This window comes from Streptomyces tibetensis (genome assembly GCF_007655005.1).
GTDB lineage: Bacteria > Actinomycetota > Actinomycetes > Streptomycetales > Streptomycetaceae > Streptomyces > Streptomyces tibetensis.
In genome coordinates, this window is sequence record NZ_SZVW01000011.1 from 218,677 (window position 1) to 235,136 (window position 16,460).

Genomic DNA, 16,460 nt, shown 5'->3' on the forward strand with positions numbered 1-16,460 from the left:
CCCGGCGGCCCGTCGGCAGGCGCGAAACGCGCTCGCCGAGGGCCGTCGAGCCGGTTCACGATCCACTGCGGATACCCGACTCGCATGCGGTCAACGGAGGGCGAGGTCGGCAGCTCAGCCAACCGCATGCCTCCCGCACGAGGCGCGATGGCGCACCACCAACGGATCAAAACCGCGAACAGCAACTTCATGACGCCCCCTCCTTCGCGCTCACCCTGAGGTCCGGCCGATGTGCGCCTCGACGGCCCACGCAGCGGATATCGGAACAACGGGCGAGCGATTACGGAGAGTTCCCGACACGCACGGAGAGTTCCGGTGGGTGAGAGTCCTGGCCTCAGACCGACAGGGGCACCCAGTCCGGAAGCGGCTCTGTCCGCTCGATCCAGTCGGCGGGCGGAGTCCCCGCCTTCACCGAGGCGACCACGCCGCCGACGATGGCGCACGTGGTGTCGACGTCCCCGCCCACCTGGGCAGTCGTCCAGAACGCCCGCTCGTAGTCGCCGAGGCTTCTCGCGGCCGACCAGAGAGCGAAGGGCACGGTGTCGTGGGCGGTCGTACGCCGCCCGCACCCCAGCACCGCCGCGACCGTGCCCGGGTCGTCGTAGTCGAGCATGTCCCGGGCCCGGCGGAGTCCCGCACCCACAGCGCTCTTCGGCACCAGATCGATGACCCCGTCGAGGAGTGCTTCGGCCCCGGGCGGTCCGTCGGGGGCGGCGGCGAACGCGGCCGCCGCGGCGACGGCCATGGCACCGACGACCGCCTCGCGGTGCTGATGGGTGGTGTAGGCCGAGATCTCCGCCTGATGTGTCGCCTGCTCAGGATCGCCGGCGTACCAGGCTCCCAGCGGGGCGATCCGCATCGCGGCGCCGTTGCCCCACGACCCCTGTCCCTTGAAGAGCGCGGCGGCGAGTTCCCTCCAGTCGCCGCCCTCCCGGACGAGGCGCAAGAGGCGGTTGACGGCGGGGCCGTACCCTCGGTCGAAGTCGTGGTGCTCGGCGAAGGAGAGGGCCAGGGCGTCCTGGTCGATGCGGTGGTGGGCAGCCAGGACGGCGACGACCGAGGCGGCCATCTCCGTGTCGTCCGTCCACTGCCATGTCCCGGACGGCACCTCGCGGCGCTTCAGCAGCGGGTAGTTCACCGGCACGAAGTACTGGGAGCCCAGGGCGTCCCCGACGGACAGTCCGCGCAGGCAGGCCAGGGCGCGGTCCAAGCGCGCGTCGGGGGAGGAATCAGCGGTCATCGCCCTGCCACTCTATCCGGTGATCTCGTACGGCTCGGGGTCTCGCCAGCGGTCGAACCGTCGCTGGAGGTAAGGGCACCATTAACGTCTGCCCCCTGACCTGCAAGAAGCACCTCCGGCAGGATCGTGCAGCGGACCTTGACCGTGACGGCGTCGTGGTCAGGGGGCGGTGTCCCCGGCATGCCCGCCAGACGCTCCATGACGACCGCCAGGCCGCCTGCGGCGCCCCAGCGGATCCAGTGGTTCATCAGCGTGGTGTGCGGCACTCCGGCGTCCAGCTTCTTCCACGAGACCCCTGTGCGGGCCTTCTCCAGGAAGGCCGCCAGGATGTCCCGGGAAGGGAAACGGGGCGAGAACACGGGAACGATGTCCGCAACCCTCGACCACGCCTCATCGGTCAGGTGCGGCACCATCAGGCCGCGCTGCACGAAGAAGGCCCCCGCCTGACACGGGCGACCCAACGGCCGCGACGGCACATCGCCCACGATCTCGACTTCGGCTTGCAGCAGGTCGAAGAGTTCCGCCTGCTCCTCAAGCGTCTTCTCGCCGAGTCGCACCCGCGCCTTCCGTGCCAGTGCCGCCAACTGTTTGGCGTTGTCCTCCACGTCCTCGGCGTCCTCCTTCCAGCGTTCGACATCCATGCGCTGCTTCTGGAGGTCCGCCAGCTCCGCGTTCGGCTGAGCGGTCATTCTGGCGATGTACTTCTCCGCCTCCGCCCGGCTCATGCGCCGCGCCGCCGCCTGCTGGGTGGCGGCCATCAACATCAGGTCGATGGACTCTTCCAGCTCGGCAATGTGCTTGTTCAGATCCTTCAGCCGACTGTCGAAGTCGGCACCGCCCTCACGCCTGGCCTGAAGGGCTTCGGCCGCCAGGCGGTGAAGCTCCTCCGGGTTCTGAAGGAACTCCTTCACCAGACGCCAGCTCTCGCGCTCCACGGGCTCCGCCCGGATGACGGGGCAATCACAGCGCTCGGTCTTGGGGATGGAGCCGGATGCGCCGCTGCATCGCATCGCCTTGAAGGGACTGCGCCCGTGCTTGTCGCCCTGGCGAGATCTTCCGTTTCCGACGTAGACGCGTCCGCATGGGCTCGCGACGCGGCCGAGCAGGGTGTAGGCGAATGTCTTCGGAGTCCGGCGCCGGGGACGCTTGGCTTTCGCCTCGGCGAGGTCCGCCAGTTCCCGGGGCGTGAGGATCGGCTTCAGCTTGATCTCTACCGGCTTGCCGTAGCGGGGCTTGCCCTCCTTGTCCAGGACGACGTCCTTGGACCCACGGTGAACCATCACCGCTTCCAGAGTGACCTGTGAGTTCAGCAGGTTCCAGACCGAGCCGTAGTCCCAGAGGTCGCCGTTCTTGCGCCGGAATCCGGCCCCGTTCAGGTCTTCCCCGGTCTTGTCGTAGGAGAGCGTGGCGACGAATCGCGCCACCGCCAGATGCATGCAGTCCGTCTCATGCTTGGTGGTGCATTCGCCGGTGCACTCGCAGTCATCTGGGACAAGGCGGCTTTCGCCCGTCACGCCCTTGTTCTTGATCCGGTACCCGAAGGGGACGTTGCCACCGAGGTAGGCGCCTTCGTCGCCCATGAATTCGGCCTTCTCCTGAAGGCCGCCCTGGGTGCGGTTCCGGATGGTGACCAACTCGTCCTCGGCCCGGTCTGCGGCCTTGCGCATCCGGGACTCGCCCTCTTCGGTGGTGTTGTCGTAGTCGCCAACCACGACGGCCGTGAAGACTCCGAGATCCTGCAACTCCCACACCCAGGGCCAGAAAGCCCTGCCCTTGCGGCCGATGGCCCGGTCTTCGTACACCGCCACGACATCGAACGGCCTGGGTGTCATGCGCGCCTGACGCATCAGCTCTTTCACGTCAGGGCGCTGGGTGTGGTCCAAGCTGCCGCTGAAGCCTTCGTCCGCGAAGACGTCGACCAAGGCCCAGCCCTTCCGAGCGATGTGCTTGACCACCCGCTTGCCGGTATACGTGACGCCGAAGCCCTTCCTCTGGTCCTCGGTGGACACCCGGAGGTATGCGACGGCCCGGAGCTGTCCGGGCTCAGCCACCTGAGCCACAGTGTCGAGGGCGCGGAAGAGGGCTTCTCGCCTTACGCGGTCATCGGTACTCACGGGCAGACCTGCGCTCGCCACAGCCTCCATGAGAACACGGGTCATTTCAGCCCCTTCACGACTGGTCCCCATGCCCCTGGGAGTGTTTTACGGGCCATCCCGGGGCCACTCAAGCGGTGCCAGCATGGCGGCCGCTACTGAGGGAGCGACCCAAACAGGATCTCCCTCAGCCGTTCGCGCGAACGGACATCCATGGCCTCGTCACTGCGGATGATCAGCTCACTGCGCCGCTCCGGCGCATCCTTCATCACCCTCCGGAGCCACTCGCCGGCCTCCTCGGCCCGTATCGCGCTGCCGTCCTGCATGGGTGCTCCTCACCTGCCCGCGTCGCGCTCCTTGGCCATAGGCCGGCTGCCGACGCTGGATGGAACTGCACGAGGCCCGTCATCGCGTGGAGTGCCACTGGCCGCACACGGCAATGCGTCTGACGAACAACAGGAATGCTGCCACCCGAACGGGTGACAGCACAACTTTCGTTTGACTTCTCGGATTCTCTCCAGGATTTCCTGGGGAGATTAGGCGGGCTGTTCAGCCTGCTCGGGCAGATCCGTGTGCAAGATTTCGTTCACGAGTACTCCGACATTGAAGTCCCGCTTCGTCGGGTCGAACGCGATGTACGAGCAGCCGAGTCGATCCTCGATCAAGGTTCGCCGCCACCATTCGGCATTCCGATCGCGGCTGGGATCGGTCAGGCGGTCACGCTCGACCACCAGACGGAGTGCGGGAATGTAGGCGTCCACGACGTGATCGCCGACCCGGAACTCCTCATGGACTGTGACCGGCTTCAAGGCGGCGATGACGATCCGGAGGACTTCCGCCTCAGGCGTCGGGACATGCACCGTCTCCATGCCCAGCTCGATCGCCATGTTCATGGCGGCGGCCCGGCGGGAGTTCGCCACCAGGCGCTTCAGGCCGTCCAAGGTCACGGCGGTGGTCAGGGTTCGCGCCCGGGGCCCGGTCTCGCCGAAAACCTCCCACGGGACGCGCCGCTTCATTTCCGCAGGAACCTTCCGATACCCCTTGCCGTACGCACCGATCGTGCCGTACCCCAGGACTCGGATGGCGTCCCACAGCGAATAGTGCAGCTCATCGTCTAGCTCTACTGTGCGAATGCGACTAAGATCGCCCATGGTTTGTTTCCCCAAACCTCGCATCTCAGGTGTTACAGCACCTGATCGGTCTCTCCCCAGAGATATTTAAAATCCGAAGGCCCACCTCTCCCCAGAGGTGGGCCTTCAGCGTGCGGCCTCGATTATGTTAGCCGTTTGAAGTGACAGGACGCGACCGCTCCGTTACCCGGACGCGTATTCGCTCCAGGAATTCCGGAGTGGATAGGAATTTAAATTCTTGACTGACGCACCTCGGCGGTGAACGCCTCGATCTGGATGCACCGGGCGAACTGCCAGCGGAGCGGATCGTCGGAGGGCAAGGCCAGTATCCGGGCCGCCTCCAGGTCCCCCTGCTTCCGGAGGTCCAGAGCCCGCCTGGAGGCCCTCTGGAAGCCCTGTGCGGTCAGGGCGAAGCCGTCCTCGGTCTCGACCAGTCCGTGCCGCCTGAGGGCCTCTTGGCGGGCATCAGGACTCACGGCCGACGCGGCTCTGGGTGCGGACGGGGACCTCGTCCTCGATCGGCAGCCACTCGGGCGGGAAGTCGGGGTGGTCGGCGTACGCCAGGACGAGTTCCTCAATCACCGGCTGACGCAACTTCATCCACTGCTCGGTGACCGTGCGGGCGGCGATGCCACTCCAGAAGGAGTTCCCCCAGTCCCCCACCTTCTCCTGGGGCTCGTACATCCAGCCCAGGAGCTTTCGCTTCATCTCGACGTCGGCGAGGACCCGTGCCTGCAACCGTGCCACGTCCACGTTCTTGCCGGGCTTCAGTGCACTGGCGGCCGTCTCGTCCTCGCGAAGGCGGGCCACCAGGAACTCCACCTTGACCTCGAAATTGTCTCGCATCGTCATCCCCCTCGTCGGCATGCGCTGGGGGCCATCATCCACGGCAACCCGGACCGACGGTGGAGAATCGCGCTCCACGCCGATCATCGGAGGGAACCCGCGATGATGCGCTTCCGCATCTCCGCCAGCTTCTCCTGTGAGACCACCGCGGCCTCCAAGGAATCCTGAGCCGGCCGGGGCTGAGGGGTGCTTGCGGAGTACGCCTCCTTCGACTCGACCAAGTTCTTCGGGGAGTTGGGGATCAGCCCAGCCTCGGCCTCCTGGGCCCGCAGGTGCTCGTACAAGGCCATCTCGTCACCGGCCTCCGCGAAGACCCTCCAGACCTCGTCAGCGTCCGCCGGGAGCGGGTTGGCCGCCAAGTACTCGGCCCGCTTCGGGTTGGCCATAGAGAGGCGGTAGGCGATGCACCCGGCCGGGGTGCCCCGTCGGGCCGAGGCCTCCTGGACCTTCCGGTCCTTGGCGGCACGGGCCTTGCGAATCAGGTCCCGGTCGAAGCAGTTGTCCCACCAGTCGCCGTCCCGGCGGAAGGGCGAGGCCCAGTAGATCCCGTACTCGAACGTCCGGCCCTTGCGGACCTTCCGGACCAGGACCGGGTCCGCCTTGGCCATGCGCGCCAGGAGGGCCTGAACGCCCCTCTTGCTCAGGCCGGTGAGGGCCTCGATGTCCGAGACCGACAGCACGACGTCCTCCAGGCCGCACAGGACCGCCAAGCTCCACGCACGACGGCCCAGCGGGGGCACCGCGGTCTTCACCTCGTTGCCCTCTTCAACCTCGGCCCAGATGTCCAGGCCCGGGTCCAACATCGTCAGGATCTGTCCGGGACCCGTGAGGGTGTTCATCTCGGTCAGGGTGGCCAAGGTCTTCATGCCGTTGACCAGGACCTCTCGGGCCCTGTCGCCAATACGCGCACCGACTACCGCATTACCCTCCATGATCTTCTCCTCTCCCTCCCTCAGGGCCAGGGCACCCCCCAGGGGGCCAGAGGCCTGGAGGTTCTTAGGTGAAGTACTGCGGTAGTCGATGCGCGTATTCGAGTGGAAGCGGAGCTGCATCTCCTCGCGCTCCTCCACGGTGGCGGAGGCGTGTCCCCGGGTCCTGGTCCAGAGGAATTTAAATTCGGAGAGGCCACCGACGGGGCCCGCTATCTCCCGGACCGTCTTGTCGGAGAGGCCGGACCAGCGGGCGATGCCCCTGGAGCCGTCCAGGTACGGGCGGGTGATGAGCTGCCAGGAGATGACAGCCTCGGTGAGGGCCTGCGACTCACAGGCCATGCGCTGGGCGACCTCGACGAGGTGGGCGGAGTTCACGGACTCCGAAGATTCCTGGGGAGCGATTCGACCCGAGGGCATCTGGCCGGTAGAATCGGCGATAGCTTTCATTGGTGCTCCGAATGTGTAGAGGCGGACGGAGTACTGGTCTCGGAGGGGTGATGGCCTCTTGGACCAACCCGGCTTTTTAAATAAGCCGCTGACGAGCCCCGGTTCCCGCCGGGGCTTCGTCGTGTCTACGGGCCAGCATAAGCGCGCGTGTAGCGCATTGGCCAACACTCGGAATCGCTCCAGGATTTCTTCGCACACAGGATTCTTGGAGAAATGGAGGAGGCCAATGAATCTTCCGCGAGGTGGATATTCGACTCGGCATCCGCTATATTCATCTCATCGCCCAGAGGCGATACGACTCCGCTGGAGGCCCCGCTCGGGGATGTCCTCCGAGCGTTGAGTCGGAAGGAATGCCGATGGCCCCCATCGCTTCCACGAACGAGCTGATACTCGTCGAGTCCCGCTCGATGCGAGACCAGACCATCGAGCGCACGGACGTGCTCGACAAGGTCAAGACCCTCGTCACCCTGCCGAACGGCTTCCACGTCACCACCCCGATGGTGGCCACCTACTTCGAGGTCCCGGTCAAGACGATCGAGAGCGTCGTCGAGAACAACCGAGCGGAGCTGGAGGAGCGCGGCTATCGGGTTCTGCGCGGTGAGGAACTGAAGGAGTTCGCGGCCCCATTCGGTGGGGCCGCGAATCTGGGCCTCCACTACAACGCCCGGTCCCTCGCCCTCTTCACCCGCAAGGCCGTCCTCAACATCGGCCAGCTCCTCACCAAGTCCGAGGTGTCCAAGGCGATCCGGACCTACCTCTTGGACGCCGAGGAGGCGCAGCGTTCTCCTCAGTTCCAGATCCCCAGCAGCTTTGCCGAGGCCTTGGAGCTGGCCGCCGCGCAGGCCCGAGAGCTGGAGCAGGCCCAGGCCGCTCTGGCCGAGGCGGCCCCGAAGATCGAGGCCCACGACAACCTGATCCAGTACGGCGCCAACCGGACCATCGGAGAGGTGGCCAAAGAGCTGTCCAGGCCCGAGCGGAAGATCATGGAGAGCGAGCTGCGTCGCCTGATCGTCCACGAGTGGAAGTGGGCCTTCACCAAGGCCCGTCAGTGCGGCAGTACTCAGTACACCCCCTACGCCGACAAGACCGACTACCTGGTCTTGGGCGAGGAGAAGCACCCCCACGACACCCGGCCGAACTGCTGGCACGCGACCATGCGGATCACCCCCAAGGGCCGTGAGGCCATCCTCCGGAAGCTCGACCGGCAGAAGGCCGGGCCGGCCATCTCGGTCTCCTCCCGCACCATCGCCCCCGCCCCCACCGAGGCCGAGATCTTCCAGATGATCCGGAGGGGTGCCTGATGACCCGCCTGACCCCGGAGTCGGTGGAAGCCGAGGAGATCCGTGAGGTGCTGACGGATCAAGAGCTGACCGTCCATGCCCGCATCGTCTGGGTGTTCCTGGCTGCGGCCGACCAGCCGCAGAACAGCAACTCCCTGGCCGCAGAGCTGGGGTTCGCCGGAAGCACCGTCTCCAAGTGCGTGGGCGTCCTCCGCGAGCGTCGGCTGATCCGCCGCCTGAACGGCGTCTGGATCGCGCAGAGCCCGGCCGAGAAGGAGGAGGGCCGATGAGCGTCTTCGACGACTACTTCGTGGCCCACGGCCCGGAAGAACTCCAGGACATACAGGTCCACGAGCGGCCCGACGGGTCCTCCGTGATCGAGACGGTCACCTGCCGCCCCGTCCGGGTCTGGGAGAAGCGCCCCGACGGCTCCCTGGTGGAGCTGCACGACGAGGCGGCAGACGCCGCTTTGGAGGCCTTCTGGGCGGCGGTCGACAACGACGAGATCAAGAACGACAGCGGGGAGAACGACCGGTGACTATCTCGATCAACATCAACGACCTGATCGCGACCCGGCTGACGGAGATCGCCCAGGACGCCTGGCAGACCCACCGTGTCATGCCCGTCTCCGACGGCGGAGGCCGCGTGCTCGATCTCGGTACAGCCTCCGTCCGGGAGTTCTGGTACTGCCAGAACGATCACGGGACCGGCATCTGCGGTGAGCCGATGTTGACCTCCGACCAGGCCAACAGCCTCCTGGGCATGTACTCGGTCGACGAGCCGGTGCCCGACCCGCAACTCCCCATCGTGGAAGTCGAACTGCTCGACGAGGGCTTGGGCGGATTCTTTCCCGGCTCCTTGATCCACTTCTCCGATGTCCGCCACGAGTTCCAGAAGGCGCAGGAGGACCGGTGAGACCCACCACGATCGACTACGTCAACTACGGCTTCCACCTTCTCGCCTTGGGCATCGTCACGGGCCTGATCGTCTCGGTCATCCGCCGGCTGCGGAGGGCCCGATGACCGAGTGCTGCATCTGCGGCAAGGAGACGGACCTTCCCCGGTCCTGCCGCCAGTGTCGGAACCGGATCCGCGGAGCGCTCCTTGGTCTCCCCGAGCTGGTCGTCCAGTGCTGGATGGCCCGGCACCGCGTGCAGAGGGGCGGAGAGGGCGAGCGGGTGTCGGCCTCGAAGGAGGCGCCGCTCCCCCTGCGACTCGACGTGCTGAACCTGCTCGGCCCGAGTGCTGACGCGGTCCTGACGGGCGAGGACCAGGAGGGCCCGGTGCCGGTCGTAGGCGTCCTGAGCGCATGGGCGGACCTAGTGACCGAGCAGACCCGTCAGAGGCCCGTCAGCGGCACCGTCAGCGGCCTGACACAGCACCTGCTGGACCACGTCGAGTGGGCCTGTCGCCAGGAGTGGATCCGCGACTTCGCGGGGGAGGTGGAGGGGCTGATGAAGACCCTCCGACGGGTCTCCGGCATCGAGCCCGTCAGGATCCCACTGCCCGTCATCTGCCCGACGTGCGACCTGCGGACGATGGTGCGCGAGGAGGGATCCGGGTGGGCGGCGGAGTGCCGCTACTGCCCGGCCGCGAAGCTCTCCGCCCGTGAGTACAGCCAGCTCGTAGCCGCACAGGCCCAGGCCGTCAGCACGCCACAGGAGGCCTGACACTCGTGAGTTTCCGCAAGAGCCCCGCGTCCCCCAACGGCGCGGGGCCTTCCCCTTGTCCAGAGACCGCCCAGCCGCCTCTGGTCCGGCTCGCCACCTCAGCCGGCCGACCCGCCGTCCTGGCCGCAGCTCTGGCGCTCAGCGCTCCGGGCGAGTACCGCCTGGCCGTGTTGGCCGGGTGGGACTGGCAGTTCGCCCTGATCATGCCTGCGAGCCTGAGCATGTACGCCGCCGTGGCCGCCGCCATAGCCGGGAGCCTCCCCAGGCGGAGCCCTGAGAGGCGTCAGGCGAACGTCGGTGCGATCATCGCCCTCGCTCTGGCCATGGCCGCCCAGATCTGCGAGCACCTAATCAGTGGCGGTTACCTCCAGAAGAGCGCCTGGATCGTGGTCATCGTCTCGGCCACTCCCCCGGCGGTGGCGGCCCACGTACTGCACCTGACGGCCACCGCACGCAGACCTCAGATGCCGAAGCCCACCATCAAAGCTGAGCCGACGGTGAACCTGACCAGAGCCGGTACTCCCCCGTGGAAGCCCGCTGTGTCCAAGTGGGCTCCAGCTCTCCAGCCGTCCCCCGTCAAGGCCGTCAGCACCGCTCTGACGCCCCGCCCGGAGGTCGTGACGGCCCGGGTGTCGGAGGAGCCGGAGACATCTGCCCAGAGTCCGCAGAAGCCCACGGCAGATCGGATCGTCAGAGCGCTCTACGACTCCCTCGGCGGGAAGCGGCCGGGGACCGGACAGATCCGTGACGCCCTGAAGAGCGCCGGGCTCCCCTGCTCTGACGGGACTTGCCGAGAGGCCCGCAAGCGCGTGGAGGCGAAGGAGCCGGAGTTGAAGGCGCTGCCGCCCGCCTGACGGCATCATGACGCAGGGCGATGGGAAGGGTTGTGGGGGACTGTGGTCGAGGCCAAGTGGAAGCGGCACACTGATCCGATGGCATACGACTTCTCCAAGGGTGCGCCTGCACCCCAGCCTGAAGCACAGGTCTTCAAGGGTTACGTCGCGACCGTGACGCTCTACGCGGATCGCGCCGAGATCAAGCGCAAGTTCATGGGGAAGGTGACCGGCGCCAAGGACTCCGTGATCCCCCTCGGCGACGTCATCAAGGTGCAGTCCAAGGAGCCCACGCGCCTCGTGAACGGGTACGTCCAGCTCGCCACCGAGCAGGATCGCGGGCAGCTCCGGATCGCGACCGCCGAGGCGCAGAAGGCCATCGCGAACAACTCCCGTACCGTCCTCTTCACGTGGAACCAGCGCGAGACGTACGCCGCTTACCTGGCGGCAGTTACCGCCGGAGTCCAAGCACAGGGTGGCAACCCGTTCGGATAGGGCGCATTACGAGTCACTGCAAGACGGGGCAAGTCCGCCAGACAGCCCGCCGCCGAGGACTTGACGGGATCAGCCCCACCGGGCCGGTCCCGTCGGCATGATGATCGGCATGCAACCAGAAGTCCTCTCGGGCCTAATCGGCTTCGGTGGCGCCATAGTCGGCGGTGCCGCGTCCTTCGGCGGCGTGTGGCTCACGCTGTCCCACCAGCGGAAGCAGGCCCGGGAGGCCCGCCTCATGGAGATCGGCCAGGTGGCGGCGGACAAGGCCCTGAACGAGCTGATCTCGCTCGGGGAGTTCCTGGGATCGGTCAGTGGCGACGTCGCCGCGATGCGTACGGACGAGAGCGCGGCGTACCTGGACACCGTCTTCAACCACATGCAGAACGTCGAGAGGGCCGTGGCCCGCATCCCGGACCGGGCGCTTCGTGACCGCGTGAAGTCCCTCCTCATCGTCATGAGACGGTTCAGGGCCGCCGGTATCCGGCACTTCTTCGCGGTGAGCTGGCTCGCAGAGCTGACGGACGAGCTGACCGACCTCTTGTCGGCCTACATCCGTTCCGATCCCCTTCCGCCCCTCTCCGAGCGCACAGAGGAGAAGCAGCGCAGGGCTGCCCAGCACGAGCTGAACCAGCGGCGCCGCTTGGAACGGTTGCATGACCCCGATCCCGCCAACGTCGACCCGCGAGAGGAAGACGACACGTCCTCGCCGTCAGCGAGTTAGGAGGCCGATTCGTGGGACCGGAGATGGTGGCGGGGCTGTTCGGTCTCGGCGGTGCTCTCGTGGGTGCGGTGGTCTCCACGGGAGCCGTGATTTGGCAGCAGCGGAAAACCGCCCACGAGGCGGAGCGGACGCATCTGCTGGGCCTCGCCGAGACAGCGGCCAATGAGTGCATCCGGCTGAGCTACGCCATCGAGGAGCACTTCGAGAAGGGCGTGGGGGACGAACGAAGCCCGGCGGGCCGTGAATGGCACGCAGAGCTTCAGCGGCTGAACCGTTCCCTGGAAGAGCAGGCGCTCAGGTTCCATGACGAGCAGATACGCCATCTGCTGGCCCGGCACCATGCGGAAATCTACGTCCGACCGGACTGGGTCGGAGACCCTGACGGATGGCCCCCGAGGTTCCGGACGATCTGTGGCGACATCCGCACCGTGATGGGTGCCGTCCTGCGTCGCCAGCCCTTTCCCGCGAGGATCTGGGAGAACTATCCAGACCCGTCATGACGCCCGTCAGATGCGGTACTTGCTTTCCCTAACGAACGACCGCATAATCGAACGCAGCAGGCGAGGTACGTCCTCGTGCAGGCCCCGACGCTCTTGGCGGACCGGGGCCTTTCGCATGTGCTGGAGGGCTTCAATGGAGGACGAACTCTGGCTGACGATCCGAGAGGCATCCGACCTGACGGGCGTCAGCCCGCAGACGGTCTACTCGTGGATCCGCCGAGGTCACTTGAAAGTCGAAGGTCTCGATCACCGAGGCCAGAAGCTCCTTCGACACATCGACGTCGCGAGGGCCGAGAAGGCCACCAGGGCCAAGGCCAAGCGCGTACTCGTACCTGCCGCCTGACCCCGGATCCGGCTACTTCGGCATGACCATCCCCTGGTCCGTCACCTCGTAGCTCGCCATGCAGGTCGGGAAGGCCGAACTGTCTCCAGGCGCCCCGCGCATCTGGGACGACGTGCAGAACTTGAAGAGAATCTGCTGCTTCTGCTGGTAGGTCAGTCCGGCGGGCTGGTTGTCCTGCTGCGTCTGCGCTGAGGGCGACGACGACGGCGTATCCGTGTCTTCATGGGCATTCCCGATCAGAGCACCCACAACGAACGCTGCGGCAGAAGCGACAACGGCCACCTGGACCACCGGCCTCTTCCACCACGGCAGCTCAAGTCTCGCCAGGATGCGTTGGTACTCCGGGTCGCTCTCGTATTCGTCTCGCCACCGGTACCGAACCCGTTTCACGGCAATCCCCCTCAGAGCCCGACCGGCATCCCCTAGTGCACGAAGAGTCGGGCGGCACAGGATATCCATGAGATACACGGGTTCTACACGCATGCCTCAACTGTGATCTGGCCGCCCAGAGCGTCATGACGTCCGTCAGCACATGACCGCCTGACGCCCCACCCAGAGCGCCAGGCGGTCAGCTGAGTCAGCTCTCGTCCTCAGCCTCCTCCTGCGCCTGGGACCTCCTCTGGTCCCGGCGGTCACGAAGGAAGCGGAAGACCTCGGCTCCGAGCGCGAGGGCTGCGGCGGCTGCGCCTAAAGCCGTGTTCAAGGTGTCCACTGCTGCGGGTCCCTTTCCCCGGGACCTTGGGCCAACAGGCGTGCCAAGATCCCGGCACGTCTGTACATGCCTGGGTTCCTTGGTCACGCCCGCCCGACTGGGTTCCTCCGACTCTCGGAAGGAACCGGTCAGTCCTTTCGTCTGACGAGCAGTGGTGAGCTTCCGGCGCTACGCCCCCTCCTGGAAGCCCTACGAACAGGGCCTACCCGAGCCTGAACATCAACAATCTCTGGAGCGAAGACCTCCTGACGGCCGTCAGCCCCTGACCGGTCACCCGTCACCACACGCGTGCGAGGGGGTGAGCCGGCCGTGTCCCGAACCTTCTCCGCCGAGGACGAGGAGCGGCTCCGTCAGCTCCACGCTGACGGCGTCAGCAGGAACGAGATCGCCCAGGAGATGGACTGGTCCGTCGGGACCATCACGAACCACGCACAGCGACTGGGCCTCTCCTTCGACAGAGAGGCCACCAGGGCCGCCACCGAGGCCCGTCAGGTCGATCTGAAGGACCAGCGTCAGCAGGCTCAGCAGCGCCTGATGGACTTCTTCAACCGCCAGCTCGACCGAGCGCAGAGCCGGTACCTCGTGCACGGCTTCAGCCACACCGGCGAGAGCGTGGCCGAGTGGCTCCAGGAGCCCCCGGCCCGGGAGACGAAGGATCTGACGGCAGCAGCGACCCAAGCCCTGGATCGTGCCCTGAAGCTCGCCCAGTTCGACGCCGAGCACGACGGCAAGCACCTCTCGGCCATCGACCGGTTCCTCCAGGGCGTGATGGGCGACCCCACCGAGCCGGACGAGTAGCGGCATGGACCTCCAGCCGCTGACCAAGAAGCAGCGCCTGGCCGTCCGGATCAGCCGTCAGCACCAGATCTCGATCTACGAGGGCTCGGTCCGCTCTGCGAAGACCATCACGTCCCTGATCGACTGGCTGGACTTCGTCCGCAACGGGCCGCCCGGCAACCTCCTGATGGCCGGGAAGACCACGAGGACACTGCGCCAGAACGTCATCGACGTCCTGGTGGAGATGCTCGGCCCCCAGCTCTGCGCGTACAACGAGGGCAAGGGCGTCCTGACGCTCCTCGGTCGCCGCGTCATCGTCGCGAGCGGCAACGACGAGAGCAGCAAGGACAAGATCCGCGGGCTCTCCCTCGTGGGTGCGTACTGCGACGAGCTGTCGACCATGCCGGAGAGCTTCTTCTCGATGCTCACCTCCCGCATGTCGGACGCGGACCCGCGCCTGATCGGGACGAGCAACCCGGACAGCTCGAACCACTGGCTGAAGAAGCAGTACCTGGACAAGGCCCAGGTCCACCTGACCCGCACCGGGGACGTCCGGGACCTGGCCAGCGACCTGGACCTGGCCCGGCTGACGTTCGTCATCGACGACAACCCCACGCTGACGCCCACTTACGTCCAGCAGCGCAAGGCCGAGTACTCGGGCCTGCTGTACAAGCGCCTGATCCTCGGCGAGTGGTGCGTGGCCGAGGGCGCCGTGTTCTCGATGTTCGACGAGGACCTCGTTGACGGCCTCGGCCAACTCGGCCTGCTTGAAGCTCGCTTCCTGCATGGCGCTGATGAGGCTCGCGTTCCCCTCCACGTACCCACGGTAGCCACTGATGCCCCATCAGTGATGACAAAGGCCGGGAAATTTCCGGTCGGGCGTGATGCACACCCGGCGGACTTTTCCTCCTCGGAGCAGACGAGCGGTCGTTGACTGAACCAAGGCCGTCGTACTCCGACAATTTGAGGTCCAGATGATCGTGTCAGCGAAGCCGCACCACACGGGACACCCCGGATACTCCGAGACGCTCCCGGGTCTGGAGGAGAGCGCCGAGTCCGCTCGCAAGCTCGTACGGACGGCTCTGGCCGCTTGGTACCTGGAGGAGCTGACGGACACCGCGATACTGCTCGTCTCGGAGCTGGTGGCCAACGCGGTCAAGCACACCAACAGTCGCGTGATCAGGGTGATCATCACCCGGCCGAGCGAGCGGTTCGTACGGATCGGCGTAGTCGACAAGGCCCGGGTGATGCCCGAGTTCGTCAAGCCCGGTGACGACCTCCTCACCAGCGGCCGGGGACTCCTCCTGGTCGATGCCCTCGCCGAGCGCTGGGGAACCGACCTCTACCGGTGGGGGAAGCAGGTCTGGGCCGAGGTGATGAGCGAGCCGGCCGAATGACCGAGGAGAAGCCCAAGGCGTGGGTGGGCGACCAGGTGTACGACGCCGACGCGGGCAAGGAGGGCATCGTCAGCGACGTGAAGAGGGACGGCACGTACATCCTGCGCGCGGTCGACTCGTTCGCCCTGAGGTGGAAGGCCCCGAGCGCCGAGAAGCTGACCGTGACCGAGCCCCGTCTGGAGCGCGTCAAGAAGGAACGAGAGGCGTAACCATGCACAGCAGCGCGTTCCCCTGGCTGAGCAACCTCACGGACGAGCAGGCGTACGAGTTCCTGGACGAGGTGATCACGGCGGCTCAGGACGCTGGGACCCACACCGCCTTCCTCCATGCGCTGGACGTCCTCGTGGGCCAGCATGCACCCACCTCCGCACTCCCTCATGGGGTCATGCCGTAGAGGCTCCCCCGGACCCTGTGAGGTTGAGAGGAGCCCCGGCCGTCTACGGACGGCCGGGGCTTCGTCACAGAATGATGATCGTCCCGTCCTGCGCCATCCTCGCGTTCCACGGAAGGTTCGATTCGTCGAGGTCGTTGACCGATCCCGTCCAAGCGGGGGCGACAGGCCAAGCAGTTCCGCTCTCCTGAAGGTATTGCTGGGCGTACATCGTGGACGGATTGCCGACCGTGATCATGCACCTGTCCGGGAATACCGAACTGAACCCAACATGCACGTAAGCCGTCGGGTTTTCGGCCTGTGCAGCGGTGGCAATCGAGGCGACGCTGGCCTTATTCGTGTTGCCGTCATTCCAACTGTCCGCGCACCCCTGGAGAGGATCGTCCTCCGAGTCTACGACGTCGGCCCTGCCATCCTCAGAGGTGGAGGCCGAGGCATCCTCTCCACCCGACCGAGCTGCGATGACGCCTCCTACAGCAGTGCCAGCGGCGACGACACACAGAGCGAGTACGGCGACCCTCTTCCGGACGGACAACGCCCGCCAAACGCCCGGTCCCTTCGGGGGCTCCGGAGGCCGAGGAGGGAACGGTGGAGTGCCCGGTGGATTCGCTGAAGACATGCGCGGCACGCTAGAGGAGGAGCATCGAGGGCTCC

The 16,460-nt window shown here is 66.5% G+C and carries 24 protein-coding genes; 15 read left to right on the forward strand and 9 right to left on the reverse strand.

Annotated features, from left to right (window positions below; translation table 11 throughout):
• Positions 1-334 precede the first annotated feature (334 nt).
• From FDO69_RS20245 to FDO69_RS42720, 7 genes are all read right to left on the reverse strand, one after another.
• Positions 335-1,240 carry an ADP-ribosylglycohydrolase family protein gene (locus FDO69_RS20245; protein WP_104781258.1) on the reverse strand — a complete coding sequence of 302 codons (906 nt, stop codon included), beginning with the start codon at positions 1,238-1,240 and terminating at the stop codon, positions 335-337.
• Complete coding sequence (locus FDO69_RS20250) at positions 1,237-3,399, reverse strand: recombinase family protein (protein WP_159030629.1); 2,163 nt, start codon at positions 3,397-3,399, stop codon at positions 1,237-1,239. The genes FDO69_RS20245 and FDO69_RS20250 overlap by 4 nt, the downstream gene beginning before the upstream one ends.
• Before the next feature lie 89 nt (positions 3,400-3,488).
• On the reverse strand, positions 3,489-3,659 hold the full coding sequence (locus tag FDO69_RS41270) for a hypothetical protein (protein ID WP_159030630.1): 171 nt from the start codon (positions 3,657-3,659) through the stop codon (positions 3,489-3,491).
• Between the two features lie 210 nt (positions 3,660-3,869).
• Positions 3,870-4,484: a hypothetical protein gene (locus tag FDO69_RS20255; RefSeq protein ID WP_104781260.1), complete on the reverse strand. Its 615-nt coding sequence runs from the start codon at positions 4,482-4,484 to the stop codon at positions 3,870-3,872.
• A gap of 209 nt (positions 4,485-4,693) precedes the next feature.
• On the reverse strand, positions 4,694-4,939 hold the full coding sequence (locus tag FDO69_RS20260) for a hypothetical protein (RefSeq protein WP_104781261.1): 246 nt from the start codon (positions 4,937-4,939) through the stop codon (positions 4,694-4,696).
• Positions 4,929-5,309 (reverse strand): DUF6221 family protein, encoded by a 381-nt coding sequence (locus FDO69_RS20265; protein WP_167526645.1) that lies wholly within the window; start codon positions 5,307-5,309, stop codon positions 4,929-4,931. The genes FDO69_RS20260 and FDO69_RS20265 overlap by 11 nt, the downstream gene beginning before the upstream one ends.
• An 83-nt stretch (positions 5,310-5,392) precedes the next feature.
• Positions 5,393-6,616 carry a hypothetical protein gene (locus FDO69_RS42720; protein ID WP_104781262.1) on the reverse strand — a complete coding sequence of 408 codons (1,224 nt, stop codon included), beginning with the start codon at positions 6,614-6,616 and terminating at the stop codon, positions 5,393-5,395.
• Between the two features lie 428 nt (positions 6,617-7,044).
• Between FDO69_RS42720 and FDO69_RS20275 the strand changes: the two genes are divergently transcribed.
• From FDO69_RS20275 to FDO69_RS20320, 10 genes are all read left to right on the forward strand, one after another.
• Positions 7,045-7,989 (forward strand): phage antirepressor KilAC domain-containing protein, encoded by a 945-nt coding sequence (locus tag FDO69_RS20275; RefSeq protein WP_159030631.1) that lies wholly within the window; start codon positions 7,045-7,047, stop codon positions 7,987-7,989.
• Entirely contained in the window at positions 7,989-8,258 is a 270-nt protein-coding gene (locus tag FDO69_RS20280) for a hypothetical protein (protein ID WP_104781264.1), read from the forward strand. Before FDO69_RS20275 ends, FDO69_RS20280 begins: the two co-directional genes overlap by 1 nt.
• Positions 8,255-8,506 (forward strand): hypothetical protein, encoded by a 252-nt coding sequence (locus FDO69_RS20285; protein ID WP_104781265.1) that lies wholly within the window; start codon positions 8,255-8,257, stop codon positions 8,504-8,506. Before FDO69_RS20280 ends, FDO69_RS20285 begins: the two co-directional genes overlap by 4 nt.
• Positions 8,503-8,883 carry a hypothetical protein gene (locus FDO69_RS20290; RefSeq protein ID WP_104781266.1) on the forward strand — a complete coding sequence of 127 codons (381 nt, stop codon included), beginning with the start codon at positions 8,503-8,505 and terminating at the stop codon, positions 8,881-8,883. Before FDO69_RS20285 ends, FDO69_RS20290 begins: the two co-directional genes overlap by 4 nt.
• Before the next feature lie 103 nt (positions 8,884-8,986).
• On the forward strand, positions 8,987-9,637 hold the full coding sequence (locus FDO69_RS20295; RefSeq protein ID WP_104781267.1) for a hypothetical protein: 651 nt from the start codon (positions 8,987-8,989) through the stop codon (positions 9,635-9,637).
• 5 nt (positions 9,638-9,642) lie between these two features.
• Positions 9,643-10,491, forward strand: a complete 849-nt coding sequence (locus tag FDO69_RS20300) for a hypothetical protein (RefSeq protein WP_104781268.1) — start codon at positions 9,643-9,645, stop codon at positions 10,489-10,491.
• Between the two features lie 78 nt (positions 10,492-10,569).
• Positions 10,570-10,965, forward strand: a complete 396-nt coding sequence (locus FDO69_RS20305) for a hypothetical protein (RefSeq protein ID WP_138430131.1) — start codon at positions 10,570-10,572, stop codon at positions 10,963-10,965.
• A 109-nt stretch (positions 10,966-11,074) separates the two neighbouring features.
• Positions 11,075-11,686 carry a hypothetical protein gene (locus tag FDO69_RS20310; protein WP_234388009.1) on the forward strand — a complete coding sequence of 204 codons (612 nt, stop codon included), beginning with the start codon at positions 11,075-11,077 and terminating at the stop codon, positions 11,684-11,686.
• Positions 11,687-11,697: 11 nt separating this feature from the next.
• Positions 11,698-12,186, forward strand: a complete 489-nt coding sequence (locus FDO69_RS20315) for a hypothetical protein (RefSeq protein WP_138430132.1) — start codon at positions 11,698-11,700, stop codon at positions 12,184-12,186.
• Between the two features lie 133 nt (positions 12,187-12,319).
• Positions 12,320-12,529, forward strand: coding sequence for a helix-turn-helix domain-containing protein (locus FDO69_RS20320; protein WP_199838298.1), 210 nt, complete (start codon positions 12,320-12,322; stop codon positions 12,527-12,529).
• 12 nt (positions 12,530-12,541) lie between these two features.
• On the opposite strand, the gene FDO69_RS20325 is transcribed toward FDO69_RS20320, so the two are convergent.
• Entirely contained in the window at positions 12,542-13,012 is a 471-nt protein-coding gene (locus FDO69_RS20325; protein ID WP_234388010.1) for a hypothetical protein, read from the reverse strand.
• Positions 13,013-13,550: 538 nt separating this feature from the next.
• On the opposite strand from FDO69_RS20325, the gene FDO69_RS20330 reads away from it, so the two are divergent.
• The 5 genes from FDO69_RS20330 to FDO69_RS20350 are packed head-to-tail and all read left to right on the forward strand — an operon-like array spanning position 13,551 to position 15,809.
• Positions 13,551-14,039: a hypothetical protein gene (locus tag FDO69_RS20330; RefSeq protein ID WP_104781274.1), complete on the forward strand. Its 489-nt coding sequence runs from the start codon at positions 13,551-13,553 to the stop codon at positions 14,037-14,039.
• A 4-nt stretch (positions 14,040-14,043) separates the two neighbouring features.
• Positions 14,044-14,952, forward strand: a complete 909-nt coding sequence (locus FDO69_RS20335; RefSeq protein ID WP_104781275.1) for a phage terminase large subunit — start codon at positions 14,044-14,046, stop codon at positions 14,950-14,952.
• Between the two features lie 40 nt (positions 14,953-14,992).
• The gene (locus tag FDO69_RS20340) at positions 14,993-15,415 is read left to right on the forward strand and encodes an ATP-binding protein (RefSeq protein WP_104781276.1); all 423 of its coding nucleotides are present in this window, start codon (positions 14,993-14,995) and stop codon (positions 15,413-15,415) included.
• Complete coding sequence (locus FDO69_RS20345) at positions 15,412-15,624, forward strand: hypothetical protein (RefSeq protein WP_104781277.1); 213 nt, start codon at positions 15,412-15,414, stop codon at positions 15,622-15,624. Before FDO69_RS20340 ends, FDO69_RS20345 begins: the two co-directional genes overlap by 4 nt.
• Positions 15,625-15,626: 2 nt before the next feature.
• Entirely contained in the window at positions 15,627-15,809 is a 183-nt protein-coding gene (locus tag FDO69_RS20350) for a hypothetical protein (protein WP_104781278.1), read from the forward strand.
• Positions 15,810-15,873: 64 nt separating this feature from the next.
• On the opposite strand, the gene FDO69_RS41275 is transcribed toward FDO69_RS20350, so the two are convergent.
• On the reverse strand, positions 15,874-16,044 hold the full coding sequence (locus tag FDO69_RS41275) for a hypothetical protein (RefSeq protein ID WP_159030632.1): 171 nt from the start codon (positions 16,042-16,044) through the stop codon (positions 15,874-15,876).
• Positions 16,045-16,460: the final 416 nt, after the last annotated feature.